This window comes from Streptomyces flavovariabilis, from assembly GCF_000725785.1.
Taxonomy (GTDB): domain Bacteria; phylum Actinomycetota; class Actinomycetes; order Streptomycetales; family Streptomycetaceae; genus Streptomyces; species Streptomyces hawaiiensis.
This window is the reverse complement of sequence record NZ_JNXD01000018.1, coordinates 80905-106144: the sequence shown is the minus strand read 5'-3', so window position 1 is coordinate 106144 and position 25240 is coordinate 80905. Positions and strand designations below refer to the sequence as shown.

The window sequence follows — 25240 nt, the reverse complement described above, 5'->3', positions numbered from 1 at the left end:
ACCCGGACCGCCGCGTCCGGATCTTCGCCCAGGGTTCGGAAAGCGAACGCCCCGGCAACACTTCGGTGTCGGGGCGTGCGCATGCCAGCCCGCGCCGCCCAGGGTGTCGGCGGCTCCCGATAGGCTGAACGCATGACGCGAGCCGACCACCCAACGGCCCCTCAGCCCGCCCCCGACGATGCCCTGGTCGCGGACTCCCGCGAGCGGGCCGTCCGCGCCCTGCTGCGGCGACCGCAGCTGAAGCGGTTGTGGAGCGCACAACTCGTGGGCGGGGTGGGGGACACCCTCGCCCTCCTCGTGCTGGTCGTCCTCGTCCTCCAGACGGCTGTCGCCGAGGGGTCGTTCGGGGGCGGCTACCGGGGCGTGGCGTTCGCAGTGGCGACCGTTTTCGGGGTGCGTATCCTCGCGACGCTCCTGTTCGGCGCCGTCCTGCTCGGCCCGCTCACCGCGCTCACCTCGCAGGACGGCCCGCTGGACCGCCGCTGGACCATGGTGGGAGCCGACGGGCTGCGCGCGGTGCTGCTCATCGTCGCGCCCCTGTGGATCGACTGGACGCCCGAGAACGCACTGGCCATCCTGCTCGTCACGGCCTTCGTGACGGGGGTCGCCGAGCGGTTCTGGACGGTGTGCCGCGAGAGCGCGGCCCCCGCGCTGCTCCCCGCCCCGCCGCCGGAGGGCGCGACGGTCCGGCCGCTGCCCGACCACATGGACGCCCTGCGCCGCCTGTCGCTGCGCACCGGCTTCGTGGCGATCCCCCTCGCGGCTGTCGCGCTCGTCGTCGCGGCCCTGTTCAACAACCTGCTGGGCGCCGGCATCGACTGGTTCGGCCAGCACCAGGCGGCCCTCGCCTCCTACGTGGCCGCCGGGCTGTTCGCCGCGTCCCTGTCGGTGCTGACCTTCCTGGAGCTGCCCGGCACGCGCACCCCACGCGCGCGGTCGCCGCTCGAGGGACTGCGCCGCCCGAAGAGCGGCAACGGCGCCGGCAAGGGCCGCACCGGCGCGATGCCGCTGCTGGTCCTGTCCTGCGCGGCCGTCGCCGCCGCGGTGTCCGCCGCCGTCGCCGTGGCCGTGCTGCACGCCAAGGACCTGGGCGGCGGCCCGGTGCTCTACGGCCTGTTCGTGGCCGCGCTGACCGGCGGTGTCGTCGTCGGCATCCGAACCGCGCCCGCCGTCATGCCCGCCCTGTCGCGCCGCCGGCTGCTCGCGCTGACGATCGCCTTCACCGGTGTCGCCCTGCTGGCCGCCGGGCTGGTCCCGGACGTCACCACCGTGCTGCTGATCCTCGCGCTGGCCGGAGTCGGCGCGGGCATGTCCGCCAACATCGGGCACACCCTGCTCGACCAGGAGACCGAGGAGTACCGGCGCTCCCGTACGACGGAGCACCTGCACGCGGTCGTCCGGGTCTGCGTGGCGTTCGGCGCGGTGCTCGCCCCGCTGGTGGCGGCGGCGATCGGGCCGCACCGGCTGGAGAGCGGCAAGTTCGTCTTCGCGCACGGCGGCGCGGCCTTCACGCTGATGCTGAGCGGTGCCCTGCTGCTGCCGGTCGCCGCGCTGGTTCTGGCCAAGGTCGACGACCGTTCCGGTGTGCCGCTGCGGCAGGACCTGAAGGACGCGCTGCTCGGCGGCGACGACCCGGAGCAGGGGGCCTCGGCCGCCGGCTTCTTCATCGCCCTGGAGGGCGGCGACGGGGCCGGCAAGTCCACGCAGGCCGAGGCGCTCGCCGAGTGGATCCGCGCCAAGGGCCACGAGGTCGTGCTGACGCGCGAGCCGGGGGCGACGCCGGTGGGCAAGCGGCTGCGGTCGATCCTGCTGGACGTGTCGAGCGCGGGCCTGTCCCACCGCGCGGAGGCGCTGCTGTACGCCGCCGACCGGGCCGAGCACATCGACACCGTCGTACGGCCGGCCCTGGAGCGTGGCGCGGTCGTCATCTCCGACCGGTACATCGACTCGTCCGTCGCCTACCAGGGTGCCGGCCGCGACCTCTCGCCGACCGAGATCGCCCGGATCAACCGCTGGGCGACGAACGGACTGGTGCCGCATCTGACCGTCCTGCTGGACGTCGCGCCGGAGACCGCGCGTGAGCGGTTCACCGAGGCGCCGGACCGGCTGGAGTCGGAACCCGCCGAGTTCCACGCGCGCGTGCGGGCCGGTTTCCTCACCCTGGCCGCCGCCGACGCAGGGCGGTACCTGGTGGTGGACGCCGGCCAGGAGCCCGAGGCCGTCACGACGGTCATCCGGCACCGGCTCGACCAGGTGCTGCCGCTGTCCGAGGCCGAGATCAAGGCCCAGGAGGAGGCGCGGAAGAAGGCCGAGGAGGAAGCCCGCCGCAAGGCCGAGGAAGAGGCCGCCCGCAAGGCCGAGGAGGAGCGCCTGGAGCGCGAGCGCCAGGAGCAGCTGGCCAAGCTGCGCGCCGAGGAGGAGGAGCGCAAGCGGCGCGAGCTGGAGGAGGCGCAGCGCCGCGAGGCCGAACGGCAGGCGGAGGAGGCCCGGCGCCGGGCCGAGGAAGCGCGCAGGAAGGCCGAGGAGGAGCGGGCCCGGCTCCTCGCGGAGGAGAAGGCCCGCGCCGAGGAGGAGGCCCGCCGCAAGGCCGAGGAGGAACGCCGCCGCAAGCAGGCCGAGGAGGAGGCGCGACTGCGTGCCGAGGCCGAGGCGCTCCGTCTGGACAAGCAGCGCAAGGCCGAGCAGGCGCTGCTGAGGGCCGAGGAGGCGCGTCGCCTCGCGGAGGCGGCGGCCGCCGCTGCCGGGGCAGGACCGAAGAGCTCCGCTTCCAGGAGCACCCCTCCGAAGGGTGCCGCGCCGTCTGCGGCCGCTCAGGACGCGGCGACCGTGCCCACGCCCGTGGTGACACCGGGTGGCGCGGGGGACGACACGACCGTGCTGCGCCCGGTGCGGGACGCGGAGCAGGGCTCGGGCCGCGGCCGGACCGGTTCGTCCGATGCCGAGGTGACGGCCGAGCTGCCGAAGCCGCCGGTTCCGCCCGTGGCCGCGGAGGAGACGGAGGTCCTGCCGCCGGTCTCGCCTCGCGCCGGGGACGAGACGGAGGTGCTGCCGCGGGTACGCGACCGGGACGCCTCCGGTGCGGCCGACGAGACGGCGGTGCTGCCTCCGGTCCGGCCGGGGGACGCCGAGGAGACGGCCGTACTCCCGCCGGTGCGCGAAGACGAACCGGCGGACCGGGTTCCGCCCGGGTACTTCCGGAAGGACGCCCCGGCCGCCCGGCCCGACGGCACCGAGGACCGTACGCGCGAGATGCCCCAGGTCGACGCCGACGGGGCGCCACGCCGCCGCCGGTCCGACTGGGCCGAGGAGACGCCGCTGGACGATCTGCCCTCGCTGGCGGACGAGCTGCTCGGACCGCACGACGACGAGCCGGACGAGGGGCGCGGACGCCGGGGCAGGGGCGGCCGGGGCCGCTGACGCCTCCGGACGGACGGATGTAGGAGCCCGGACTCCGGACCGCGAGGACGTAGGAGCCCGGACTGCGAGGTCGGGTGGCGGCGGCAGGCGTTGTCAGTGGTTGTCAGTGGTCGCCCCCACAATGGATCCGGCAACGCAGCATGTGACGGAAGGGCGGCGTGACCCATGACCGTGTGGGACGACCTCGTCGGGCAGGAGAGGGTGAGCGAGCAGCTGGCCGCCGCCGCCCGGGACGCCGACGCCCTGGTCACCGCGGCCTCCGCCCACGTCCCGCCGCCCGAGGCGTCGAAGATGACGCACGCGTGGCTGTTCACGGGCCCTCCGGGGGCCGGGCGCAACCAGGCGGCGCGGGCGTTCGCGGCGGCGCTGCAGTGCGTCAGCCCCGACCGCGCCCTCGGCGGCTCCCCGGGCTGCGGCTTCTGTGACGGATGCCATACGGCACTCATCGGCACACACGCCGACGTCACCACCGTCGCCGCCGTCGGCACGCAGATCCTCGCCGACGACATGCGCGACACCGTCCGCAAGTCGTTCACGTCGCCGGCGAACGGGCGCTGGCAGATCATCCTCGTCGAGGACGCCGAGCGGCTGAACGAGAAATCGGCCAACGCCGTCCTCAAGGCCGTGGAGGAGCCCGCGCCCCGGACGGTGTGGATGCTGTGCGCCCCCTCCATCGAGGACGTCCTGCCGACCATCCGCTCCCGCTGCCGCCACCTGAACCTGAGCACGCCGAGGGTCGACGCCATCGCCGACATGCTCGTGCGCCGCGAGGGCATCGAGCCGGACGTCGCCATCGCGGCGGCCCGCGCGACCCAGGGCCACGTCGACCGGGCGCGCCGCCTGGCCACCGACCCGGCCGCGCGTGAGCGCCGCGCCGCCGTGCTCAGGCTCCCGCTGCGCGTCGAGGAGATCGGCAGTGCGCTCAAGGCCGCCCAGGAACTCGTCGACGCGGCCGCCGAGGACGCCAAGCAGCTCGCGGAGGAGACGGACTCCAAGGAGACCGAGGAGCTGAAGGCCGCTCTCGGCGCTGTCCAGGGCGGCCGCATGCCCCGGGGCACCGCGGGTGTGATGAAGGACCTGGAGGACAAGCAGAAACGCCGCAGGACGCGCACGCAGCGGGACAGCCTCGACCTCGCCCTGACCGACCTGACGGCCTTCTACCGCGATGTCCTCGCCCTCCAGCTCGGCTCGCGCGTGGCCATCGCCAACGCGGACGCCGAGGACGCCCTGGAGCGCCTCGCCCGCGGCAGCTCCCCGGAGTCCACGCTCCGCCGCATCGAGGCGATCGCCGCCTGCCGCGACGCCCTCGACCGCAACGTGGCGCCGCTGCTCGCGGTGGAGGCGATGACGATGGCGCTCAGAGCGGGCTGACAGGCCGGCGGGAGACGCGGGCCGGACGTGGATCGACGCCGTAACTCGTACGAGGCACGACACGCACGCTCGGCACCCATCCCGTCGCGCAGAGTTACGCTCGTTGGATGCACACACGGCGCACCCCCCGCTCCGCCTCCGCCTCCGGCGGTCTCCACCGCAGGACACGCAACCGGGTCAAGACCGCCGCCGGTCTCCTCGCCACGGCCGCGCTGCTCGTCTCCGCCTGTTCCTCCGGAAGCGCGACGACGTCAGCCGCCTCCGCGGCGCCGGACGCGGCGCTGGTCGCACTGCCACAGGCGACGCCCGCGGCGCTCTCGTCGTACTACAGGCAGAAACCGGCCTGGCGCGGCTGCGGTGTCCCCGGCTTCGAGTGCGCCACCCTCAGGGCACCGCTCGACTACGCCAAGCCGTCCTCGGGCGACGTCCGGCTCGCCCTCACCCGCAAAAAGGCCACGGGCCCCGGCAAGCGGCTGGGCTCCCTCCTCGTGAACCCCGGCGGGCCGGGCGGCTCGGCGATCGGCTACGTCCAGGCGTACGCCGGCATCGGCTACCCGGCCGAGGTGCGCGCCCGCTACGACATGGTCGCGGTCGACCCGCGCGGCGTGGCGCGCAGCGAGCCCGTCGAGTGTCTGGACGGGCCGCAGATGGACACGTACACGCAGACGGACGTCACGCCCGACGACGGGAAGGAGACGGACGGGCTGGTCGCCGCGTACCGGACGTTCGCCGAGGGCTGCGGCGCGGACGCGCACCGGCTGCTGCGCCATGTGTCCACCGTGGAGACGGCCCGGGACATGGACATTGTGCGGGCGGTGCTCGGCGACGAGAAACTGAACTTCGTCGGCGCCTCCTACGGCACCTTCCTCGGTGCGACGTACGCCGGACTCTTCCCGAAGCGGGCGGGACGGCTCGTGCTGGACGGCGCGATGGACCCGTCGCTGCCGGCCCGGCGGCTGAACCTCGAACAGACGGCGGGCTTCGAGACGGCGTTCCGGTCGTTCGCGAAGGACTGCGTACGCCAGGCCGATTGCCCGCTGGGCGGCCGGGGCACCTCGCCCGAGAAGGTCGGCGAGAACCTCAAGGCGTTCTTCGAAACGCTGGACAATCGGCCCGTACGCACCGGCGACGCCGACGGCCGCAAGCTCACCGAATCGCTCGCCACGACCGGCGTGATCGCGGCCATGTACGACGAGGGCTCCTGGGACCAGCTGCGCGAGGCACTGACGTCCGCGATGAAGGAGAACGACGGCTCCGGACTCCTCGTCCTGTCCGACGGCTACTACGAGCGGGACGCCGACGGCGCCTACAGCAACCTGATGTTCGCCAACGCGGCGGTGAACTGCCTGGACCTGCCGCCCTCCTTCGACACCCCCGACGAGGTGCGCAGGATGCTGCCCGAGTTCGAGAAGGCGTCGCCGGTCTTCGGCGAGGGCCTCGCGTGGGCCGCACTGAACTGCGCGTACTGGCCGGTGCGCGCCACGGGCGAACCGCACCGCATCGAGGCGAAGGGCGCGGCGCCGATCGTCGTGGTCGGCACGACCCGGGACCCCGCGACCCCGTACCGCTGGGCGCAGGCCCTGGCCGGCCAGCTCTCCTCGGCACGCCTGCTCACCTACGACGGCGACGGCCACACGGCCTACGGCCGCGGCAGCTCCTGCATCGACCGGACGATCAACGCCTACCTCCTCCGAGGCACCCCGCCCACGGACGGAAAACGCTGCTCATAGTCCTGCTCCCAGCCCCGTGACGGCTGCCTCCGGGGCTGGTGCGGAGCACCCTCGGAAACTGTGTAGACTTACCGTCGTTGCTGATCGCACCATAGTGCGGACAGCGCGCCGCCTTAGCTCAGATGGCCAGAGCAACGCACTCGTAATGCGTAGGTCTCGGGTTCGAATCCCGAAGGCGGCTCTTTTAAACCCCAGGTCAGGCTTCTGTCCCTGGGGTTTTTTGCTGCTCGTGCTGTGTGGTCCGCGCGGGAGTGGCCCCGGAAGTCGAAGCGTGGGGTGCTGCGCAGCGGATCGCCCGTCACCGTCGCGGTCCAGTTGTCGTCGAGGGTGAGTCTCATGGTGAATGCCACCTCATCTGACCTGCACTGCGGGAGTCATGTAGCCGTTCTTGGCTGGAATCCTGCCCTCCACCACGTCTGTGCGCGTAATCGGTTTACCGGGGCCGGTGGGTAAGCCGCCCAGCGCCTCGGCCCCGGGAGGATCCCTGAACGACCTCCACCGGAAACCCGAAGGGCGGGGCGCGCTGGTGCCCCCCGGCTGCCTCACCGCGCGCGCCGATGACGCCACAGCGGTCGCACACCGGCGCCGACTTGTTGTTCACCAGCCTGCCCGCCTGATGTGCCGGGCGTCACAGCCGTGCCGTTCCCCGTCACCCGAGTCGGCTTCAAGACGCGGGGAACGGCAGATCAGTTCCTCAGCGGGTCGATTCCCGCTCCACCGGGAGCCACAGCTCGGCGTCGGCCTCCGTGCCGTCGGGGGACAGGCGGGTGCGGAGGATTTCCGGGCCGGGGCGGGTGCGGTAGGGGTTGGACGGGAACCACTCGGTGAACACGTCGCGCCACAGTTCCTGGATGGCCTGCGGGGCGGGCCCCGAGGTGGTGAAGACCGCCCAGGTGCCGGGCGGGACCGGGAGGGTGGTGGTGCCCTCGGGGGCCCTCGCCGGGGTCGCGGCCGAGGTGATCACGGCGTGGTAGTAGTCGAGCTCCGTTCCTTCCGCGCGGCTCGGGTCCAGGTCGTCACAGACCGCGACGATGCCCTGCGGCTCCTGGTCGGACAGTTTCCCCAACTGGTCCACAGCCGGCTTGTCGAGGTTGCGGACGAAGTCGATGATCGCCTGGTTCGGGCCGGAGTGGATCAGGGGGATCCGGGTCTTGAAGCCCGTGACGGTGAAGGCAGGGCGATCGAGGACGCGGTAGTGCATGCTGCTGTTCCCTTCGACGGTGAGGCGGAAGGTCAACCGGGGCTGGGAGACGAGCGCGGCGCCGGTGCGCCGGGCCTCGCCCGGGCCCACGCCGTGCATCGTGCGGAACGCCCGCGCGAACGCCTCGCCCGAGCCGTAGCCGTAGCGGACCGCGATCTCCAGGAGCGTCGCCTCCCCCGAGAGCACCTCCGCGCCCGCGACCGTCAGCCGGCGGCGGCGGATGTACTCCGACAGGGGCATGCCTGCCAGGGCGGAGAACATGCGGCGCAGGTGGTACTCCGAGGTGTATGCCGTGCGCGCCAGGTCCGCGACGTCGACGGTTCCGTCCAGGTTCCGTTCGATCCGGTCCATCGCCTGGTTGAGCCGGTCCAGCACGTCCGGTCCCCTTCCTTTTCGTGCCTCACGCTAGGCAGCGCGGGCCCTGCCGCACCCGACATCTCGTGCCCGCTCCGGTCGGGTGCCGTCTGCGCCGATCTGCGCAGGCGAACCGCCGTGAGGCAGGCGTACTGGAGGCGTCCATACCGTGAACGGCTAGCATCGCCCCTCGACCCGTCAGTCGCCGACCGGATGAGGTGAGGACATGGGGGCACCCAGGATCGCCGTCGCCGTGGTGACGATGGGCAACCGGCCCGAAGAGGTAGACGCCCTGCTGGAGTCCGTGGCCAAGCAGGATGTGCCGCCCGAGCGGATCGTCATCGTCGGCAACGGCTGCCCGCTGCCCGACTTCGCCCGGCGGCTGTCGCTGCCCGGCGAGGTCACCGCCGTCGAGCTCGACGAGAACCTCGGCTGCCCCGGCGGGCGCAACGCGGCCCTGGCCCGGCTGCGGGAGTTCGGCGACATCGACGTCGTGGTGGATCTGGACGACGACGGTCTGCTCGTCGACCCCGATGTGCTGCGCCGTGTGCGGGACCTGTATGCCGCCGACGAGCGGCTCGGCATCGTCGGCTTCCGCATCGCCGACGAGCTCGGTGAGACGCAGCAGCGGCACGTGCCCCGGATCGGCAACTCGGACCCCGGCCGCGGTGGTTACGTCACCGGATTCCTCGGCGGCGGGCACGCGCTGCGGATGGCGATGCTCGACGAGGTCGGCGACTGGCCCGCCGAGTTCTTCTTCGCGCACGAGGAGACCGACCTCGCATGGCGTGCGGTGGATGCCGGCTGGCGGATCCTGTACGCGCCGGAGCTGCTGCTCCGGCATCCGAAGACCTCGCCCGCCCGGCACGCCATCTACTACCGGGTGAACGCCCGTAACCGGGTCTGGCTGGCCCGCCGCCGGCTGCCGGCCGCGCTCGTTCCCGTCCATCTGGGCGTCTGGGTGCTGCTCACCATTGCCCGGAACCGGTCGGCTGCCGGGCTGCGCGCGTGGTTCGGCGGATTCGTCGAAGGGGTACGGGAGCCGGCGGGGGAGCGGCGGCCCATGCGGTGGCGGACGGTGTGGCGGCTCACCCGGCTGGGGCGGCCGCCCGTCATCTGATGCCGACGGCTGACGCCCTGAGGGCACCCGTAGCCACCGGGCACCGAAGAGGCCGTCCGGCCGAACGCCGTGAGGGCACCGGAGGAGCAGACCGGCTGACGCCGTAAGGCATCCGAAGAGGCCGTACGGCTGACGCCGTGAACGCCCCGGAGAAGTTGAGTGGGCCCCGGCCGTTCACCTCCGCCGACCGGGACCCGGACCCGGCCGCGGCGGCGACACTCCCCCGAGTTGCGCGTCAGACGCGCGCGCCCCCGGGCCAGATCCGATGTAGTGATCACATCAGGCTTTGCCAACCGATCGCTAACATGTGGCCAACGGTTCGCCGTTGCGTCGCCTGCCGATTGGCCGGAAGTCGCCGAACCAAGGTCGAAGGCGGCCGGGTCAGCGGCTGATCCCGGCGGAGCAGACGGCGGAGAGACGAAGCCGAGGTGGCGGAAACTCGCTGCCCAGGGGTGAAAAAACGTCAAGGCGGGGCGCACGGGGGTAGTAGCGCGATGATGCGGTTCGGGCTCTTGGGGCCGCCGGTGCTGTTCTACGAGGTCCAGGACGGCGTCCGCGTGTTCCGGGGGAGTGCGGGACGGATCATCGCAAGTCCCAAGTCCCGTGTTCTGCTGGCCGCGTTGATCCTCGACGCCGGACGGGTCGTCTCCGTCGAGTCGCTCAAGGACGCGCTGTGGGGCGGGGCGCCGCCGGTGTCCGCGCAGGCCTCCCTGCACAATCACATCGCCCGGTTGCGGCGGCTGCTCGACGACCCCGGCCGGCTGCGCACCGCGCCGTCCGGGTATCTGCTGCGGATCGACGCGGGCGAGCTGGACGTCCACCTCTTCGACGCCCACGTCACCGAGGCGCGTGCCGCACACACCCGCCGGGACTGGGAGCGGGTCGTGCGCGAGTGCGCGGCCGCGCTCGCCCTGTGGCGGGGCGCACCGCTGGCCGGGCTGCCGCCCGAGGTGGGCGGGTACGCCTTCGCGCAGCGGCTGTGCGAGGCCCGGCTGCTGCTTCTGGAGTGGCGCTACGACGCCGAGTTGGCGCTGGGCGGCCCGCGGCTCCACGAGCTGGTGCCGGAGCTGGTGGCGCTGACCGGCGCGTATCCGCTGCGGGAGGTGTACCACCGGCAGCTGATGCTCGCCCTGCACCGCACCGGCCGTCAGACCGAGGCCCTGGCCGTTCACCACGACCTGCGCACCCGTCTCGTCGGCCAACTCGGCATCGAACCGGGGCCGGGGGTGCGGGAGGCGCATATGGAGGTGCTGCGGGGCGCCGCGGGGGACGGTGGTGCGGGGAAGCCGGGCGAAGCGGGCAGGCCGGTGCCGCCGCCCGCCCAACTGCCTCCGGCTCCCTCTCACTTCGTAGGCCGTACTGCCCTGTGCGACTCCCTGCACCGGGCCCTCACGTCGCCCGGTCCGCATCCCACCGCCGTCATCAGCGGCATGGCGGGTGTCGGCAAGAGCGCGCTCGCACTGCATGTCGCCCATCAGCTGGCGGAACGTTTCCCCGATGGGCAGATCCACCTCGGCCTGCACGGCGCCACCCCGGGCACGACTCCCCTCACCGCTGGTCAGGCGGTCACCGCCCTGCTGCGTGACCTCGGCACCGAGCCCTGCCGCATCCCGGAACAGCCGGACGCCGCAGCCGCGTTGCTGCGTTCGCTGCTCGCACCGACCCGCACGCTCCTGGTGCTGGACGACGCCGCGAGTGCCGCGCAGGTGCGGCCGCTGCTGCCGGGCGGCTCCGGGTGCGGGGTGATCATCACCAGCCGTTCACCGCTGACCGCCCTCGACGGCGCGGTCCGGTTCCCGCTCGCCCCGCTGCCGGACGAGGAGAGCGCCGAACTCCTGCGCAGGGCTTCGGGCCGCGACGGCCTGGACGGTACGGCCGCCGCCCGGCTCCTCGTCGGGTTCACCGGCCGGCTCCCGCTGGCCCTGCGGGTGGTCGCCGCGCGGCTCGCCGCCCGCCGGGCCCTGACCCCCGACACCCTTGCCGGGCAACTCGCCGCGGTGGACAGGCGGTTGCACCACCTGGAGTACGACGACCTGAGTGTCCGCCGCTCCCTGGCCGTCACGCACGACGCGCTCGCCGTCTCCGAGCGCGAGGCCGACCGGGACGCGGCCCGCACCCTGCGCCGTATCGGCGCGCTCGACCTGCCCACGTACGGCACCCCCCTGCTCGCCCGCCTCACCGGCACCGGCGAACCCCGCACCGAGGCCGCCCTGGACCGTCTCCTCGACGTGGCCCTGCTGGAGGAGCCGACGTACGGCCGCTACGCACCGCACGTCCTGGTGCGTGACTTCGCCCGTGAACGGGCCGGAGAGCGGGACGCCGCCAACACCGCCGACACGGCGCTGCACTGGTACGCGGCCGTCGCCGAACGCGTCCTCGCCGCGATCGTGGAACCCGGCCTCGATCAGGACGACCGGCGCCGGCCCACCCCGACTCAGCCGAGCGGCCACGCCCACGTCGGCACCGTCGCCCCCTTCGCCGGGGCCGAGGAGGCCTTCGCCTGGGGAGACGGAGAGCTGGAGAACGTCGTCACCCTGGTCGAGCGGTACGCGGACGACGCCTCCGGGCAGCGCGCGGGCCTGGTCGGCACACTCGTCCGGCTGATCTTTCCCTACGCGCATCGCCGGGGTCGCGTCGCCGAGATGGAGGTGCTCGGGCAGGCCGGCCTCCGGGTGGCCCGGCGGCTCGGTGACGCGGCGGCGGAGGCGTACGCGCTGGCCGACCTCGCCGGGCTGCACTTGCTGACCGGCCGGCAGAACGAGGCCCTCGCACTCAACGACCGGGCGCTCGCCCTCTGGCGGCGGCTGGACCACCCCTCCTGGATCCGCCGCTGCCTCACCCACCGCGGCCTGCTGCTGGACGGACTCGGCCGGCGCACCGAGGCGGGCGAGGCGCTGACGCGGAGCCTGCGGTACGCACGGCAGCTGAACGACCCGTACGGCGAGGCCGTCACCCACGGCCACCTCGGCAACCTGCTCGAGCACACCGACCCGCGGGCCGCCATCGAGCAGCACCGGCGTTCCCTCGCCCTCGGCGACGAGCTCGAAGCGGTGATCGTGCGGCACTCCGCGCACCGCGACATCGGATACGCCCATCTGCGGCTCGGCGAACCGGCCGCCGCGCTGCCGCACTTCGAGGAGAGCCTGCGCATCCTCGGCGGCCACGGCGACTGGCACGGCGAATCCCGGACCCGGCTCGGCCTGGTCCGGGCCCTGCGTCTGCTGGGCCGCGGCGGACGGGCCGCCCGCGAATGCGCCGAGCTGCTCGGCCGGGCCGACGCCCGCGCCGACCGCTATACCGGCGGTCTCGCCCGCCACCAGCTCGGGCTGCTGCTGCGCGAGCGGGGGCACATCGGCGAGGCGCGCGAGGAGTGGGGCTGGGCTCTCGCGGCGCTGGAGGGAACGGACGAGCAGGCGGTGGTGACGGAGCTACGCGCGTTGCTCGCTCCCGCCGGCCGAGCACACGGCGTTCTCGGCAACGCCCCGCCCGAGGCGGCTACTTCGCGTCCGCGTAGCACTCCACCACCGCCGTCGTGAACGGGAAGCGGACCGGTGTCTCCCCGAAGGTCAGCCGCCCGGCCAGGTCCGCGGCCTCGCGGATCGCCGCCAGGACCGTCTCCGTCTCCTCCTCGGGGCAGTGCACGATCACCTCGTCGTGCTGGAAGAAGACCAGCTCGGCCGCCAGCCCCGCGCAGGCCTTGCGCACCGCGGCGAGCAGCAGCAACGCCCAGTCGGCGGCGCTGCCCTGGACGACGAAGTTGCGGGCGAAGCGGCCGCGGGCGCGGGCGTTGGTGGAGGCGTAGCCGGGTACCCACTGCCCGCCGTCCGGCTGGTCGTCCTCCCCGGAGACGACGGCGGCCGTCGGGATGCCGGCCTCCTCCGTCGCGTCGTCCGTCCCCCGGGCCGCGGGCGGGCAGGTCCGGCCGAGCCAGGTCCGCACGAGCCGGCCCTCCTCACCGGCCCGGGCCGCGTCGTCGACGTAGGCCACCGCCCTGGGGAAACGGCGTCTGAGCGCGGCGAGGTTCTTCAGGCCGTCGCCGGAGGTCTGGCCGTAGACCGCGCCGAGCACGGCGAGTTTGGCCTGGGAGCGGTCCCCGGAGAAGGCGCGGTCGGAGACGGACTGGTACAGGTCGGTCTCCCGGCCGGCCACCTCCATCAGGCCGGGGTCGCGGGAGATCGCCGCGAGGACGCGCGGCTCCATCTGGTCGGCGTCGGCGACCACGAGCCGCCAGCCGGGGTCGGCGACCACGGCCCGCCGGATCACCTTGGGGATCTGGAGCCCGCCTCCGCCGTTGGTCACCCAGCGCCCGGTCACCGTCCCGCCCGCGAGGAACTCGGGGCGGAAGCGGCCCTCGCGGACCCAGTCCTGAAGCCAGGACCAGCCGTGGGCGACCCAGATGCGGTACAGCTTCTTGTACTCGAGCAGGGGCTTCACGGCGGGGTGGTCGACCGACTCGAGCTCCCAGCGGCGGGTCGAGGAGACCTTGATCCCGGCCCGGGCGAAGGCCTTGACCACGTCGGCGGGCAGGTCGGGGCGGACCCGGCGGCCGAAGGCGGCGGACACCTCGTCGGCCAGCTCGGCCAGGCGGCGTGGCTCGCCGCCGCCGGCGTAGCGCTCGCCCAGCAGGTCGTGCAGCAGCGCGCGGTGCACTTCGGCGCTCCAGGGCAGCCCGGCGCGGTTCATCTCGGCGGCCACCAGCATGCCCGCCGACTCGGCGGCCGTCAGCAGCCGCATCCGGCCGGGGTGCTCGGCCCGCTCGTGCCGCTTGAGCTGCTCGGCGTGGACCGCGAGGAGGTCCGGCAGGGGCAGGTGGACGCCCTGCGGCTCGAACAGCGAGGACTGCGAGCCCGGCTCGGCGGACCGCTGGGGCGGATCGGGCGGTACGGGGCCGCCGCGCAGCCGGGCCAGGGCGGCCGCGGCCGAGCGGGGTTCCCCGTACCGCCCCTCGTGGCCGAGGAGGAGCGTCTCGGCGGCCTCGATGTCGTAGCACCGCTCGACTCGCACCCCCGTGGCGAGCAGGCGCGGGTAGACCTCGGCGGTGGACCGCCACACCCACCGCGTGACGCCGGGACGGCTCCGGACGGCCTCGGCGGGATCGGCCTCCCGCCGCACCGGCCCTGCGGGCAGCCCTTCCGGACCGAGGGGGGCGACGTCCACGCCACCGTCCTCGGCCGGAGCGAGCGCCCACCGGTCGGCCATGCCGCGAGTCTGACAGGGGGGTCTGACAACGCCTTGCGATCGCCGCCCGGACGAGGGGCGTCAGGACTCGTCCAGCACCTTCTTCTGCGCCTGGACGATCTTCTCCAGCACCGCCGCCACGTACCGCTCGGTCGGCTCCTTGCCGATGCCGAGGCCACTGAGGACGCCCTGGCCGTTCTCGTGCTCCAGCAGGGCGAGCAGGAGGTGCTCGGTGCCGATGTAGTTGTGGCCGAGGCGCAGGGCCTCGCGGAAGGTGAGCTCCAGGACCTTCTTGGCGGCCTGGCCGTACGGCACCAGCTCCGGGACCTCGTCCACGGCGGGCGGGAGCGCCGCCGTCGCCGCCTCGCGGACCGTGTCGAGCGGGACGCCCTGCTCGACGATCGCCTTCGCGGCGAGGCCCTCGGGTTCGGCCAGCAGTCCGAGGACGAGGTGCTCGGGCACACCCTCGGCGTTGCGCGCGGCCCTGGACTCGCTGTGGGCGGTCATGACCACGTTCCGCGCGCGCTCGGTGTAGCGGCTGAAGCCCTGGCTCGGGTCGAGGTCGTTCGACTCCTTCGGCACGAACCGCTTCTGGGCGGCCTGCCGGGTGACGCCCATGCTCTTGCCGATGTCGGTCCAGGACGCACCGGACCGCCGGGCCTGGTCGACGAAGTGGCCGATCAGGTGGTCGGCGACGTCGCCCAGGTGGTCCGCGGCGATCACCGCGTCCTGAAGCTGGTCGAGCGGCTCCTCGTGGACCTTCTTGATGGCCGCGATGAGGTCGTCGAGACGGATGGATGACGTGGTGTCGGGGTTCGCCATGTGTCAACCGTAGGTTGCGCCCCTTCGACTGTCAACCTCGGGTTGACATCTTCGAGCGGGTTCCGGGCCGGACGCGACGGCATGGCACGATCGGCCCGTGAGTACGTCCAGCACCGTCGACCGCGCGTTCGCATCGGCCCTCTACGACACCGGCGAGACGAGCCTCGACACCGGCGCGTCCCTGCTCGCCGCCGACCCGGCGGCGGACGCCGAACTCGCCGGGAGCGGGCAGGAGTTCGTGGCGGGAGCCTGGCGGCGCGGCTGGCAGCCGGCCGATGTCGTACGGATCGTCCGGCGCGCGCTCGACGACGTGCACGTGCTCCTCGTGGCCGCGCTGATCCGGGCACAGGCACCCGGCGACGGCCCCCGGGGCCGCCGCTGGAACGCGCAGCTCGCGGAACTCCCCGCCGACACCCCGCACCGCACCGACCGCTTCTCGCACGCCACCGCCGTACTGGAGCTGTACCGCCTGCTGCTGCGGCTGCCGGCCCTGGAGGCCCTCGACGAGACGCCCGGGGAGGCACCCGGCGGAACGAGGACCGAGTCCCGCATGCTCACCCGCATCCGTGCCCTGCTCGCCAAGGCGGAGGCCACCGGGTTCCCGGAGGAGGCCGAGGCGCTCAGTGCCAAGGCGCAGGAGCTGATGGCCCGGCACAGTGTCGACGAGGCGCTGCTTGCGGCGCGGGCGCCGTCGCCGGACGCGCCCGGCGCCTGCCGGATCGGGGTCGAACCGCCGTACGAGCAGGCCAAGGCGGTGCTGCTGGACGCCGTCGCCGCAGCCAACCACTGCCGGGCGGTGTGGAACGAGCCCCTCGGCTTCTCCACCGTCGTCGGCTTCGAAACGGACCTGGAGGCGGTCGAACTCCTCCACACCTCGCTCCTCGTCCAGGCCACGACCGCGATGACGAAGGCGGAGGCCGCGCAGCGGGCGGGGGGCCGCAAGCGCACCAAGACGTTCCGGCAGTCCTTCCTCGCCGCCTACGCCCACCGCATCGGAACCCGCCTGGCGGCAGCCGCCCAGACTCAGGTGACCGACGACCTGCTCCCGGTCCTCGCCTCCCGCGAGGTCGCCGTCACCGGGCGGCTGGACCGGATGTTCCCGGAGACCACCACGACCCGGCTGCGGGGGGTGCACGACGCCGCGGGCTGGACGGAGGGCGCGCAGGCGGCGGACCGGGCCCAGGTCCGGCACCGGCCGCCGCTGCGCTGATCTCTCCGCGCTGATCTCCCGTCAGTCGCCCGAGGTCTCGAAGCCGCTCACCGAGGCCTGCGCCGCGCCGCCGTCCCCGTCCCTGCGGGCGACCTCGCCGTACGACCACGTCAGGTCGTGCGCGGCCTCGGTGTCGCCGGGCAGGGTGAAGGACGCCTTGTGCACGTCGAGGCTCTTCGGCGAGTCCGCCTCGCCCCGGACGTAGGTGATCGTGAAGGACGTGGTGCCGCCCTTTCCGAGGGTTAGCGACTGGGGCTTCGCGCCCTCGTCCGGGGAGACGGACGTCGTTTTGTCGTCGGCCAGCAGGTCTACCGCGGGGAAGCCCTTGAGCGTGCACTGCGTGCCCTTGTTGGTGAGCGTCACCGTCACGGTGCCGGTGTCCCCGGCGGCCGGGGCGGCACCGTCACCGACCTCCACGCCCATGTCGCCGATCGCGCAGGCCGCATCACTCGGCCGGTCCGCGTTCTTGACGTCGTCGCCACCGGACTTGTCGTCGCTGCAGCCGGTCAGCAGGGCCGTCGCGGCGAGGGCGGCGGCCAGGGTGAGGGGGAAGGTGCGCATGGGGTCCTCTGGGCGAGTCGTACGGGAGCGGCTTCGGGCCCCTGGATCATCACGCACGAGGCTCCCGGACGGGCACGCACCCCCCACGATTCCCCCGAACGCCGGACGGGCACACCCTCGCCGATCCCCGGCACGCATCGGTCGCGGCACCGCGGACCCGCCGGTCGGGCGCGGGTCCTGACCGACCCTCCGGCGCGCGTCGGTCGCGGTGGCCCGGGCCTGTCGCTGCGCGCGCTTCCCGGCCGACCCTCCGGCACGCGTCACGGCTGCGCCCAGGGCCCGCCGGACGGGCGCGTACCCTGGCCGATCCTCCGGGCTGCGCCGCTTGCGATCGCGGCGCGGCCCCCGGTGGGGCGGCAGGCCCTTGGTCGATTCCCCGGCGCGCGTGCGGTGGTGCGGGCCCGCCGGGCGGTCGCCTCCCGGTCCTCCGGGGTGCTTCGCTCGCGAAGTCCGGGCCTCCTCGTGGGGCGTACGCCCTCGCCGGTTCTCCGGCGAGCGTGGGTTGCGGTGGTGCGGGCCCGTCGGGCGGTCGCCTCCCGGTCCTCCGGGGTGCTCCGCTCGCGGAGTCCGGGCCTCCTCGTGGGGCGTACGCCCTCGCCGATTCTCCGGCGAGCGTTGGTTGCGGTGGCGCGGGCCCGCCGACGGTCGCACGCGCCGCTCCTCCGGCACGCGCCGCGTGCGATGCCCCGGGCCCGCCGGACGGGCACACGCGCCCTCGCCGGGCGGGCACGCCCTCGCTGAGCCCCGCACGCGCCCCCGGCGATTCCCCCGACGCCGGACGGGCCGCGGTGCGGTGCTCGTGGGCGGTCCGGGGCCCGGACCGTACGGTGCGGGTGTCAGCCGAGGCTTGCCGTCGGCAGGCCCGTGGGCAGTTTGCCGCCCTCGGCCTTCGTGTAGGTCTCCGCTCCGAGGCCGCCCTCCCAGGTGACCTTCAGGCTGCTCCCGTTCACGGAGTCGACCATGCCGGCCGCCCGGTCCTTGGAGCCGTCCGTGCACTTCAGGCGGATCATCCGCATCCCGGACTCCTCACCCGCGGTGCCGCTGCACACGCTCCCGCCGGTGGCGAACAGCGCGGCCTGCTTGCCGGTGATGACCAGGGCCACGGCCTTGCCGTCGGTTGTCGCCAGCCAGCTGCCCGCCAGCTCACCAGCGGCCGACCCGCCGGAACCGGAGCCGGAGTCCTCGCCCGTCGAAGCGGACGCCGAGGCCGACGGAGCCGGGCTGGACGCCGAGTCCTCCCCCGAGCCGCCGTCGCTGCTGCACGCACTCAGCGTGAACGCGCTCGCCAGTCCCACGGCCGCCGCCGCGACGCGCACGGCACCGGAGCGCCGGAAGAAGATCACCGAAGTCACTGCAAGCCCCCAAGCTGTAGCCGGCCGGCCGACCGGCGGACGGCACCGGTCGGCCTCCTGGCCGGAACGACCGCAGCAAGCTACCAGGGCCCGTCAAGAGCCCCCGCGAACGCCTCTTACCAGGATGACTTGCGCACCCCGGGCAAATACCCCGCGTGCGCCTGCTCCCGCAGACCCACCCGGGACAGCCCGAACGCCCGGAAGTAGCCGCGCGGCCGGCCGTCCACCTGGTCGCGGTTGCGTACCCGCGTGGCGCTGGCGTCGCGTGGCTGCCTGCGCAGCTCCGCCTGTGCGGCGAGCCGTTCGGCCTCCGTCGACGACGGCCGCCGGATGATCTCCTTCAGTTCGGCCCGCCGGGCGGCGTACCGCGCGACGACCTCCTGCCGGTGGTCGTTCTTCGCGATCTTGCTCTTCTTCGCCATCAGACCCTCACTCCCCTGGCGCGGATCCGGGCGACGGCCGCCTCGATCCCGATCGTGTCGATGGTTTTGATCCCCCTGGCGCTGAGCCGGAGCCGGACGTACCGGCTCTCGCTCGGCAGCCAGTAGCGCTTGGACTGGATGTTGGGGTCGAACCGGCGCGACGTGCGCCGGTGGGAGTGCGAGATGCGGTTGCCGAAGCCCGGCTGTGTGCCGGTCAGCATGCAGTGCGCGGACATGGGTGGTGACGTACCTCTCTGCTCAGGCATTGGAAATGGATTTCATTTTCAGTATCATAGCGGCATGGCACGCAACGAACTCCGTCCGGTCATCAAGCTCCGGTCCACCGCCGGGACCGGCTTCACCTACGTGACCCGCAAGAACCGCCGCAACGACCCGGACCGACTGACCCTGCGCAAGTTCGATCCGGTCGCCGGCCGCCACGTCGACTTCCGAGAGGAGCGCTGACCATGCGCGAGGGAATCCACCCGGCGTACGGCCCCGTCGTCTTCCGTGACCGTGCCGCGGACTACGCCTTCCTCACCCGCTCGACCATGACGAGCGAGAAGACGATCGAGTGGGAGGACGGCCACACCTACCCGGTCGTCGACGTCGAGATCTCCGACGTCAGCCACCCCTTCTACACCGGCACGGCCCGCGTCCTGGACACCGCCGGCCGCGTGGAGCGCTTCGAGCGCCGGTACGGAAAGAAGGGCTGACCCCATGCCCGAGCTCCCCGTCGTGATCGTCGGCGGACTGCACGCCGACGCCCGCAGGGCGGCCGTCGCCCGGCTGCTCGCCGACGTGCCCGGCAGCGTCGTCCTCCACCACGACCTGGCGACGGCCGCCGCGGGCACGGTCGTACGGACCATCAGGGACGCCTCCGGCCTCCTCGACGCGGGGGAGGCGCCCCTCGTCAACGACTGCGCCTGCTGTGCCCTGCGGGAGGACCTCGTGCCGGAGCTGGAGCGGCTGCGGGACACCGGCGGCACCCGTCTCGCCGTCGTCGAGCTGTGGGACTCCGTGGAGCCCAAGGCCATGGCCGAGGTGGTCACGGCCGGCGGGCTCACCGTCACCGGCGTGATCACCGCCGTCGACCCGGCCCTGGTCCTGCCCTACCTCGGCAACGGCGACGACCTGGCCGACGGAGGTCTCGCCGCCGCCACCACCGACCAGCGCACGGTCGCCGACACCTTCGCGCGCCAGCTGGAGTACGCCCCCGTGCTCGCCGTCGCCGATTCCCCGGAGGCCGACGACGAGGACCGGGAACTGCTCGCACAGCTGCACCCGACGGCCCGCCAGGTCCCGATCGGGAACGGTGACCCGGCGGACGCGGCCGTGGACGACTTGACGGTGCCCGCTCCCCGACGCCGCCCGTCCGCGGCCCTGGCCGAGGCCGCCCTGGCCGGCTTCGACGTCGAGTCGGCCGCCGCCGCCCAGCACCCGGCCTGCGCCCTGCTCCCCGCCGAGGCCGACGCGCACGGCGTCTCCACCCTGGTCTGGAATCGGCGCCGCCCCTTCCACCCGGAGCGGCTCTACGCCGCACTGGAGGACCTGACCTGCGCGGCCGCCCGCAGCCGGGGCCGGTTCTGGCTCGCCGACAAGCCCGACACGCTGTTCCACTGGGACGCGGCGGGCGGGGCCCTGTGCGTGGAGAGCACGGGCCCGTGGCTGGCCTCCCTGCCGGACGCGGCCTGGGAGATGGTCCCGCCGGTGCGCCGTGCCGCCGCCGCGCTGGACTGGCATCCCGAGCACGGCGACCGCTGCCAGCACCTCGTCTTCACTTCGCCCGGCCTCGACCGGGACGGCCTGGAGCGACTGCTGGAGTCCTGCCTGCTGACCGACGCCGAGTACGCCGCCGGCCCTGACGCCTGGCAGCGGCTGCCGCACGCCTTCGACACCCTTCTGGAGGTCTGACCCCCCATGCAGCGCAAGCCCGACCGCAAGCCCGCCAAGGACCGGCCCAACCCGCTGTACCAGGCCGGGATCACGTACATCGACTACAAGGACACCGACCTGCTGCGGAAGTTCATCTCCGACCGCGGCAAGATCCGCAGCCGCCGCGTCACCCGGGTGTCGTCCCAGCAGCAGCGGCAGCTGGCCAAGGCCATCAAGAACGCGCGCGAGATGGCGCTGCTGCCGTACGCCGGCCGCTGAAGGCATCCGGTCCGGGTGAGGTTCCCCACGCTTGACGGGTGGGGAACCTCCTGCTCATGCTCCGCCCGGGCCGCAGGCCGCGGCCGGCTGCCCGGTGCGGTGACCCCCGACGGCTTTCAGGACCGGCCCGGACCGGCGTTGCGGGGCTCTGGAGCCGGGGCGGCCCGGAGTGCGTGCCGCACGGGTCGCCGGGGGCCGAAAAGCCGAGCGGGTGTCCGGCGATGGTCCGAGCAGGGCACCGGCCGCGGGGATGACCCCGCCCTCCTGCGACCGGCCCATTTCTCCCCGTCCCCGCAGGCAGTGGCCGTCTTCCGGATGCGGGCCGGCCGGTCGAACGGCCGTCCCCCGGTCCCGCGTCTCACCTCCCGCTGTCTCCGGCTGCGGCCTCCGGACCTCTTCGCCGCGCCCTCGAGCGGATGCTCCGCCTCCACCGGACCTCCCCGGACCCGCCGACTTCGTCGCAGGTCTCCGGGAACGAGAGGCGGGGCCAAGCCGTCAGACAGTCAAGAGCTTCGGTGAAGCGGTCGTCAAAGCTGTAACCGCAGGACCACCCCGCGTGCACGTGCATCTGCCCATGCGTCTGCACATGAACAGGGCTATGATCCGGGTCAGTTGACCACTGCATCAATGGCCACACCAGCCAGTGCACCATCGGGGAGCGACCTGTGGACCACGACGTGTACAACGGTATGGCGGCCGCCGGGCTGCACGGCGTGGCCTGGCAGAAGAGCCGGCACAGCAACTCGCAGGGCTCGTGCGTGGAGTTCGCCCGGCTGCCGGGCGGAGACGTGGCCGTCCGCAACTCACGCTTCCCCGACGGCCCGGCGCTGGTCTACACCCGTGCGGAGATCGAAGCGATGCTGCTGGGCGTGAAGGACGGCGAGTTCGACCACCTGGTGGGCGGCTGACGAGCCGCCGGCCCCGAGAGAAATCGGGGCAATCGATACTCAATACGCGGTGACGCGCGTAGAACCGCGGCGCGAGGAAGCGCCGCGGTTTCTCATTCCCCGTTCGGCCGCGAACCGGTCCGCGGCAGCCGGAACAGCGCCCAGACCACCTTGCCGCTGAGCGCCCCTGCGAGCGGATGCCAGCCCCAGCTGTCGCTGAAGGAGTCGACGAGGAACAGCCCGCGGCCCGACTCGGCCGAGAAGTCGTCCGTCTCCCGGGCGACCGGACTGTCGTGACTGGGATCGCGCACCGCGCACACCAGCCGCTCGGTCCACCGCATCAGGTGCAGTCGCACGGGAGGTTCACGGCGGACACACGCGTCGTTCGCCGGCAGGCCGTGCCGCAGGGCGTTGGTGACGAGTTCCGAGACCACCAGGCAGACGTCGTCGAACCGCTCGCCCATGTCCCACTGGTCGAGGGTTCCGCGGGTGAACCGCCGCGCCTCGCGCACCGCTTCGTAGCGGGCGGGCAGGGCGCAGGAGGCGGCGTCGGACACGGCCGCGGGATCCAGCGGCGGAAGGCCCTGCCGTAACGGCTCGAGCATGGTCGATCCATTCGTCCCCATGCGAGGCACTCCCGGGAATTCGCGGTCGGTGCGATGCGGCGGTGGTGCGGGACCATGGTTTCGGATGCGTACAGCAGATGCAAGGGCAGATGCACGTGCACGTGACCGGAATGAGATGTCCCGTACCGCTTGTTGGTCAATTTTTCCGTCATCTTCGCGTCCCTCTTTGGCCGTTCACTTGCCTTCTTCTTGCTCCGCGCGCGAGCGTCGACCGTCTCGATTCCGTTTCCGTAACCGGACGAGTACTGCTCGGAGTGTTTTAGTGGCAGACTGCGGCCCTTGAAGACGTTGGGGAGGCTGGCGAACGTGAGCGCGGGAGAGCCGGGATCGGTGGTGCGGCGCATGCTGCTCGGATCACAACTCAGGCGACTGCGTGAGGCGCGGGGCATCACGCGCGAGGCGGCGGGCTACTCGATCCGCGCCTCCGAGTCGAAGATCAGCCGGATGGAGCTGGGCCGGGTGAGCTTCAAGACCAGAGACGTCGAGGACCTGCTGACCCTGTACGGCATCACGGACGAGCAGGAGCGCGCCTCCCTGCTGTCCCTGGCGAAAGAGGCCAACGTCGCGGGGTGGTGGCACAGTTACTCGGACGTGCTGCCCAGCTGGTTCCCGACCTACGTCGGCTTGGAGGGCGCCGCCTCGCTGATCCGGGCGTACGAGGTGCAGTTCGTGCACGGCCTGCTGCAGACCGAGGCGTACGCCCGCGCGGTGGTCCGTCGGGGCATGCAGGGGGCCGGCGAGGCCGATGTCGAGCGGCGCGTGGCGCTGCGTCTGGAGCGGCAGAAGCACCTCGTCGACGAGAGCGCGCCCGACTTCCACATCATCCTGGACGAGGCCGCCCTGCGCCGCCCGTACGGCGGCCGCGAGGTGATGCGCGGCCAGCTCCAGCACCTCATCGAGATCTCCGAGCGGCCCAACGTACGGCTGCAGGTGGTGCCGTTCAGTCTCGGCGGCCACTCCGGCGAGAGTGGCGCGTTCACGATCCTCAGCTTCCCGGAGTCCGACCTCTCGGACGTCGTCTATCTGGAGCAGCTGACCAGCGCGCTGTACCTGGACAAGGCCGAGGACGTCACCCAGTACGAGAAGGCGCTCAAGGAGCTCCAGAGCGACAGCCCGGGCCCTTCGGAGAGCCGGGATCTTCTCCGGGGTCTCCTTCAGCTCTCGTGAAGTGGTCCTCAGCTCTTCGAAGTGCCCCTCCAACTCTCCTGAAACACACGTACGATGACGTGTGATCAGATCGTGAAGGCGCGATCAGAGGTCTGCCAGGGATCGAGGGATCACACATGTCGTCGTCCTGCTTCACCGACCTTGCACAGCAGTACATCGACGGTGAGTGGCGCCCGGGTACCGGCTCCTGGGACATCATCGACTTCAACCCGTACGACGACGAGAAGCTGGCGTCGATCACCATAGCCACGGCCGACGAGGTCGATCAGGCGTACCGGGCGGCCGCCCGCGCCCAGAAGCAGTGGGCCGCGACCAACCCCTACGCCCGCCGGGCGGTCTTCGAGAAGGCGCTGCGCCTGATCGAGGAGCGCGAGGCCGAGATCTCCGAGGCCATCATCGCCGAGCTCGGCGGCACGCGCCTGAAGGCCGCCTTCGAGCTGCACCTCGCCAAGGAGTTCCTGCGCGAGGCGGTCCATCTGGCGCTGGCCCCCGAGGGCCGGATCATCCCCTCGCCGGTGGACGGCAAGGAGAACCGCGTCTATCGCGTGCCGGTCGGTGTCGTGGGCGTGATCAGCCCCTTCAACTTCCCGTTCCTGCTGTCGATCAAGTCCGTCGCCCCGGCCCTCGCGCTCGGCAACGCCGTGGTGCTCAAGCCGCACCAGAACACGCCGATCGTCGGCGGCTCCCTGGTCGCGAAGCTCTTCGAGGACGCGGGGCTGCCCGGCGGTCTGCTGAACGTCGTCATCACCGACATCGCGGAGATCGGCGACGCCTTCCTCGAGCACCCGGTCCCCAAGGTCATCTCCTTCACCGGCTCCGACCAGGTCGGCCGGCACGTGGCGACCGTCTGCGCCCGGCTGTTCAAGCGCTCCGTCCTCGAACTGGGCGGCAACAGCGCCCTGGTGGTCCTCGACGACGCGGACATCGACTACGCCGTCGACGCGGCCGTCTTCAGCCGGTACGTCCATCAGGGCCAGGTCTGCATGGCCGCCAACCGGGTCCTGGTCGACCGTTCGATCGCGGACGAGTTCACCGAGAAGTTCGTCGCCAAGGTGAAGACCCTCAAGGCGGGCGACCCGCGCGACCCGGAGACCGTCATCGGCCCGGTCATCAACTCCTCGCAGGCGGACGCCGTCTCCGGTGTGGTCGAGCAGGCCCTCGCCGAGGGCGCCACGGCCCTGGTGCGCGGCGCACGGACCGACAACCTCCTCGAGCCGTCCGTGCTGACGGACGTCCCCGCCGACTCGGCGCTGCTCAGGCAGGAGGTCTTCGGGCCGGTCGCGTTCCTCGTCCCGTTCGACGGCGAGGAGGAGGCCGTGCGCCTCGTCAACGACACCCCCTACGGGCTGAGCGGCGCCGTCCACACCGGGAACATCGAGCGCGGTGTGAACTTCGCCAAGCAGATCGACACGGGCATGTTCCACGTGAACGACGGCACCGTGCACGACGAGCCGATCGTCCCGTTCGGCGGTGAGAAGCACTCGGGCATCGGCCGGCTCAACGGCGACACGATGCTGGACTCGTTCACCACGACCAAGTGGATCTCGGTGCAGCACGGCCGGAGCGGGTTCCCGTTCTAGAGCCTTCCGGCGCCCGGACCCTTGCGGACAGAAGCTGACCGCAAGGGTCCGTAGCTTGGTCGGTGTCAGGGGGAGAAGCCCCCGAGCG

Annotated in this window: 21 protein-coding genes and 1 tRNA gene; 14 read left to right on the top strand and 8 right to left on the bottom strand. The window is 72.8% G+C overall.

Annotation, left to right across the window (positions count from 1 at the left end; genetic code table 11):
* Positions 1–132 precede the first annotated feature (132 nt).
* From tmk to IO24_RS0128305, 4 genes are all read left to right on the top strand, one after another.
* Positions 133–3417, top strand: a complete 3285-nt coding sequence (tmk, locus tag IO24_RS0128320) for a dTMP kinase (protein ID WP_031140377.1) — start codon at positions 133–135, stop codon at positions 3415–3417.
* Positions 3418–3582: 165 nt separating this feature from the next.
* Entirely contained in the window at positions 3583–4788 is a 1206-nt protein-coding gene (locus IO24_RS0128315; protein ID WP_031140375.1) for a DNA polymerase III subunit delta', read from the top strand.
* Between the two features lie 107 nt (positions 4789–4895).
* Complete coding sequence (locus IO24_RS0128310; protein ID WP_031140373.1) at positions 4896–6518, top strand: alpha/beta hydrolase; 1623 nt, start codon at positions 4896–4898, stop codon at positions 6516–6518.
* Between the two features lie 107 nt (positions 6519–6625).
* Positions 6626–6699, top strand: a tRNA-Thr gene (locus IO24_RS0128305).
* A gap of 513 nt (positions 6700–7212) precedes the next feature.
* Here the strand turns inward: IO24_RS0128305 and IO24_RS0128300 are convergent.
* The gene (locus IO24_RS0128300; protein ID WP_031140371.1) at positions 7213–8094 is read right to left on the bottom strand and encodes an AraC family transcriptional regulator; all 882 of its coding nucleotides are present in this window, start codon (positions 8092–8094) and stop codon (positions 7213–7215) included.
* Positions 8095–8299: 205 nt separating this feature from the next.
* Here IO24_RS0128300 and IO24_RS0128295 point away from each other — a divergent pair, with 205 nt between their 5' ends.
* Together IO24_RS0128295 and IO24_RS0128290 are read left to right on the top strand one after the other, a co-directional pair.
* Positions 8300–9193, top strand: coding sequence for a glycosyltransferase family 2 protein (locus tag IO24_RS0128295; RefSeq protein WP_031140369.1), 894 nt, complete (start codon positions 8300–8302; stop codon positions 9191–9193).
* A 494-nt stretch (positions 9194–9687) separates the two neighbouring features.
* On the top strand, positions 9688–12729 hold the full coding sequence (locus IO24_RS0128290) for an AfsR/SARP family transcriptional regulator (protein WP_107063041.1): 3042 nt from the start codon (positions 9688–9690) through the stop codon (positions 12727–12729).
* On the opposite strand, the gene IO24_RS0128285 is transcribed toward IO24_RS0128290, so the two are convergent.
* On the bottom strand, positions 12689–14392 hold the full coding sequence (locus tag IO24_RS0128285; RefSeq protein WP_031140365.1) for a bifunctional 3'-5' exonuclease/DNA polymerase: 1704 nt from the start codon (positions 14390–14392) through the stop codon (positions 12689–12691). The genes IO24_RS0128290 and IO24_RS0128285 overlap by 41 nt on opposite strands.
* Positions 14393–14452: 60 nt before the next feature.
* Positions 14453–15193, bottom strand: coding sequence for a Clp protease N-terminal domain-containing protein (locus IO24_RS0128280; protein ID WP_031140363.1), 741 nt, complete (start codon positions 15191–15193; stop codon positions 14453–14455).
* 97 nt (positions 15194–15290) lie between these two features.
* Here IO24_RS0128280 and IO24_RS0128275 point away from each other — a divergent pair, with 97 nt between their 5' ends.
* Complete coding sequence (locus IO24_RS0128275) at positions 15291–16403, top strand: DUF2786 domain-containing protein (protein ID WP_031140361.1); 1113 nt, start codon at positions 15291–15293, stop codon at positions 16401–16403.
* Between the two features lie 21 nt (positions 16404–16424).
* On the opposite strand, the gene IO24_RS0128270 is transcribed toward IO24_RS0128275, so the two are convergent.
* From IO24_RS0128270 to rpmB, 4 genes are all read right to left on the bottom strand, one after another.
* Positions 16425–16964: a DUF4232 domain-containing protein gene (locus IO24_RS0128270; RefSeq protein ID WP_031140359.1), complete on the bottom strand. Its 540-nt coding sequence runs from the start codon at positions 16962–16964 to the stop codon at positions 16425–16427.
* An 836-nt stretch (positions 16965–17800) separates the two neighbouring features.
* Complete coding sequence (locus IO24_RS0128265) at positions 17801–18307, bottom strand: hypothetical protein (protein WP_031140357.1); 507 nt, start codon at positions 18305–18307, stop codon at positions 17801–17803.
* A 125-nt stretch (positions 18308–18432) separates the two neighbouring features.
* On the bottom strand, positions 18433–18738 hold the full coding sequence (gene rpsN / locus IO24_RS0128260; RefSeq protein WP_031140355.1) for a 30S ribosomal protein S14: 306 nt from the start codon (positions 18736–18738) through the stop codon (positions 18433–18435).
* Complete coding sequence (gene rpmB / locus IO24_RS0128255; RefSeq protein ID WP_031140353.1) at positions 18738–18974, bottom strand: 50S ribosomal protein L28; 237 nt, start codon at positions 18972–18974, stop codon at positions 18738–18740. Before rpmB ends, rpsN begins: the two co-directional genes overlap by 1 nt.
* Before the next feature lie 64 nt (positions 18975–19038).
* Here rpmB and rpmG point away from each other — a divergent pair, with 64 nt between their 5' ends.
* From rpmG to IO24_RS0128230, 5 genes are all read left to right on the top strand, one after another.
* Positions 19039–19203 (top strand): 50S ribosomal protein L33, encoded by a 165-nt coding sequence (gene rpmG / locus IO24_RS0128250; RefSeq protein WP_003991959.1) that lies wholly within the window; start codon positions 19039–19041, stop codon positions 19201–19203.
* A 2-nt stretch (positions 19204–19205) separates the two neighbouring features.
* Complete coding sequence (locus tag IO24_RS0128245) at positions 19206–19454, top strand: type B 50S ribosomal protein L31 (protein WP_031140350.1); 249 nt, start codon at positions 19206–19208, stop codon at positions 19452–19454.
* Positions 19455–19458: 4 nt separating this feature from the next.
* On the top strand, positions 19459–20652 hold the full coding sequence (locus IO24_RS0128240) for a CobW family GTP-binding protein (RefSeq protein WP_031140348.1): 1194 nt from the start codon (positions 19459–19461) through the stop codon (positions 20650–20652).
* A gap of 6 nt (positions 20653–20658) precedes the next feature.
* Positions 20659–20892: a 30S ribosomal protein S18 gene (gene rpsR, locus IO24_RS0128235; RefSeq protein WP_031140346.1), complete on the top strand. Its 234-nt coding sequence runs from the start codon at positions 20659–20661 to the stop codon at positions 20890–20892.
* 689 nt (positions 20893–21581) lie between these two features.
* On the top strand, positions 21582–21800 hold the full coding sequence (locus IO24_RS0128230; protein WP_045296613.1) for a DUF397 domain-containing protein: 219 nt from the start codon (positions 21582–21584) through the stop codon (positions 21798–21800).
* A 92-nt stretch (positions 21801–21892) separates the two neighbouring features.
* Here the strand turns inward: IO24_RS0128230 and IO24_RS0128225 are convergent, their stop codons facing one another.
* The gene (locus IO24_RS0128225; protein ID WP_037668636.1) at positions 21893–22384 is read right to left on the bottom strand and encodes an ATP-binding protein; all 492 of its coding nucleotides are present in this window, start codon (positions 22382–22384) and stop codon (positions 21893–21895) included.
* Between the two features lie 363 nt (positions 22385–22747).
* Between IO24_RS0128225 and IO24_RS0128220 the strand changes: the two genes are divergently transcribed.
* Together IO24_RS0128220 and IO24_RS0128215 are read left to right on the top strand one after the other, a co-directional pair.
* The gene (locus IO24_RS0128220; protein WP_045296611.1) at positions 22748–23572 is read left to right on the top strand and encodes a helix-turn-helix domain-containing protein; all 825 of its coding nucleotides are present in this window, start codon (positions 22748–22750) and stop codon (positions 23570–23572) included.
* A gap of 116 nt (positions 23573–23688) precedes the next feature.
* Entirely contained in the window at positions 23689–25152 is a 1464-nt protein-coding gene (locus IO24_RS0128215; RefSeq protein WP_031140340.1) for an aldehyde dehydrogenase family protein, read from the top strand.
* Positions 25153–25240: the final 88 nt, after the last annotated feature.

Excerpts from the sequence above, each read along its gene's own strand:
- tmk (WP_031140377.1), top strand. The coding sequence starts at position 133 with ATGACGCGAGCCGACCACCCAACGGCCCCTCAGCCCGCCCCCGACGAT.
- IO24_RS0128315 (WP_031140375.1), top strand. The coding sequence starts at position 3,583 with ATGACCGTGTGGGACGACCTCGTCGGGCAGGAGAGGGTGAGCGAGCAG.
- IO24_RS0128310 (WP_031140373.1), top strand. The coding sequence starts at position 4,896 with ATGCACACACGGCGCACCCCCCGCTCCGCCTCCGCCTCCGGCGGTCTC.
- IO24_RS0128295 (WP_031140369.1), top strand. The coding sequence starts at position 8,300 with ATGGGGGCACCCAGGATCGCCGTCGCCGTGGTGACGATGGGCAACCGG.
- IO24_RS0128290 (WP_107063041.1), top strand. The coding sequence starts at position 9,688 with ATGATGCGGTTCGGGCTCTTGGGGCCGCCGGTGCTGTTCTACGAGGTC.
- IO24_RS0128285 (WP_031140365.1), bottom strand. The coding sequence starts at position 14,392 with ATGGCCGACCGGTGGGCGCTCGCTCCGGCCGAGGACGGTGGCGTGGAC.
- IO24_RS0128280 (WP_031140363.1), bottom strand. The coding sequence starts at position 15,193 with ATGGCGAACCCCGACACCACGTCATCCATCCGTCTCGACGACCTCATC.
- IO24_RS0128270 (WP_031140359.1), bottom strand. The coding sequence starts at position 16,964 with ATGCGCACCTTCCCCCTCACCCTGGCCGCCGCCCTCGCCGCGACGGCC.
- rpsN (WP_031140355.1), bottom strand. The coding sequence starts at position 18,738 with ATGGCGAAGAAGAGCAAGATCGCGAAGAACGACCACCGGCAGGAGGTC.
- rpmB (WP_031140353.1), bottom strand. The coding sequence starts at position 18,974 with ATGTCCGCGCACTGCATGCTGACCGGCACACAGCCGGGCTTCGGCAAC.
- rpmG (WP_003991959.1), top strand. The coding sequence starts at position 19,039 with ATGGCACGCAACGAACTCCGTCCGGTCATCAAGCTCCGGTCCACCGCC.
- IO24_RS0128245 (WP_031140350.1), top strand. The coding sequence starts at position 19,206 with ATGCGCGAGGGAATCCACCCGGCGTACGGCCCCGTCGTCTTCCGTGAC.
- IO24_RS0128240 (WP_031140348.1), top strand. The coding sequence starts at position 19,459 with ATGCCCGAGCTCCCCGTCGTGATCGTCGGCGGACTGCACGCCGACGCC.
- rpsR (WP_031140346.1), top strand. The coding sequence starts at position 20,659 with ATGCAGCGCAAGCCCGACCGCAAGCCCGCCAAGGACCGGCCCAACCCG.
- IO24_RS0128230 (WP_045296613.1), top strand. The coding sequence starts at position 21,582 with ATGGCGGCCGCCGGGCTGCACGGCGTGGCCTGGCAGAAGAGCCGGCAC.
- IO24_RS0128225 (WP_037668636.1), bottom strand. The coding sequence starts at position 22,384 with ATGCTCGAGCCGTTACGGCAGGGCCTTCCGCCGCTGGATCCCGCGGCC.
- IO24_RS0128220 (WP_045296611.1), top strand. The coding sequence starts at position 22,748 with ATGCTGCTCGGATCACAACTCAGGCGACTGCGTGAGGCGCGGGGCATC.
- IO24_RS0128215 (WP_031140340.1), top strand. The coding sequence starts at position 23,689 with ATGTCGTCGTCCTGCTTCACCGACCTTGCACAGCAGTACATCGACGGT.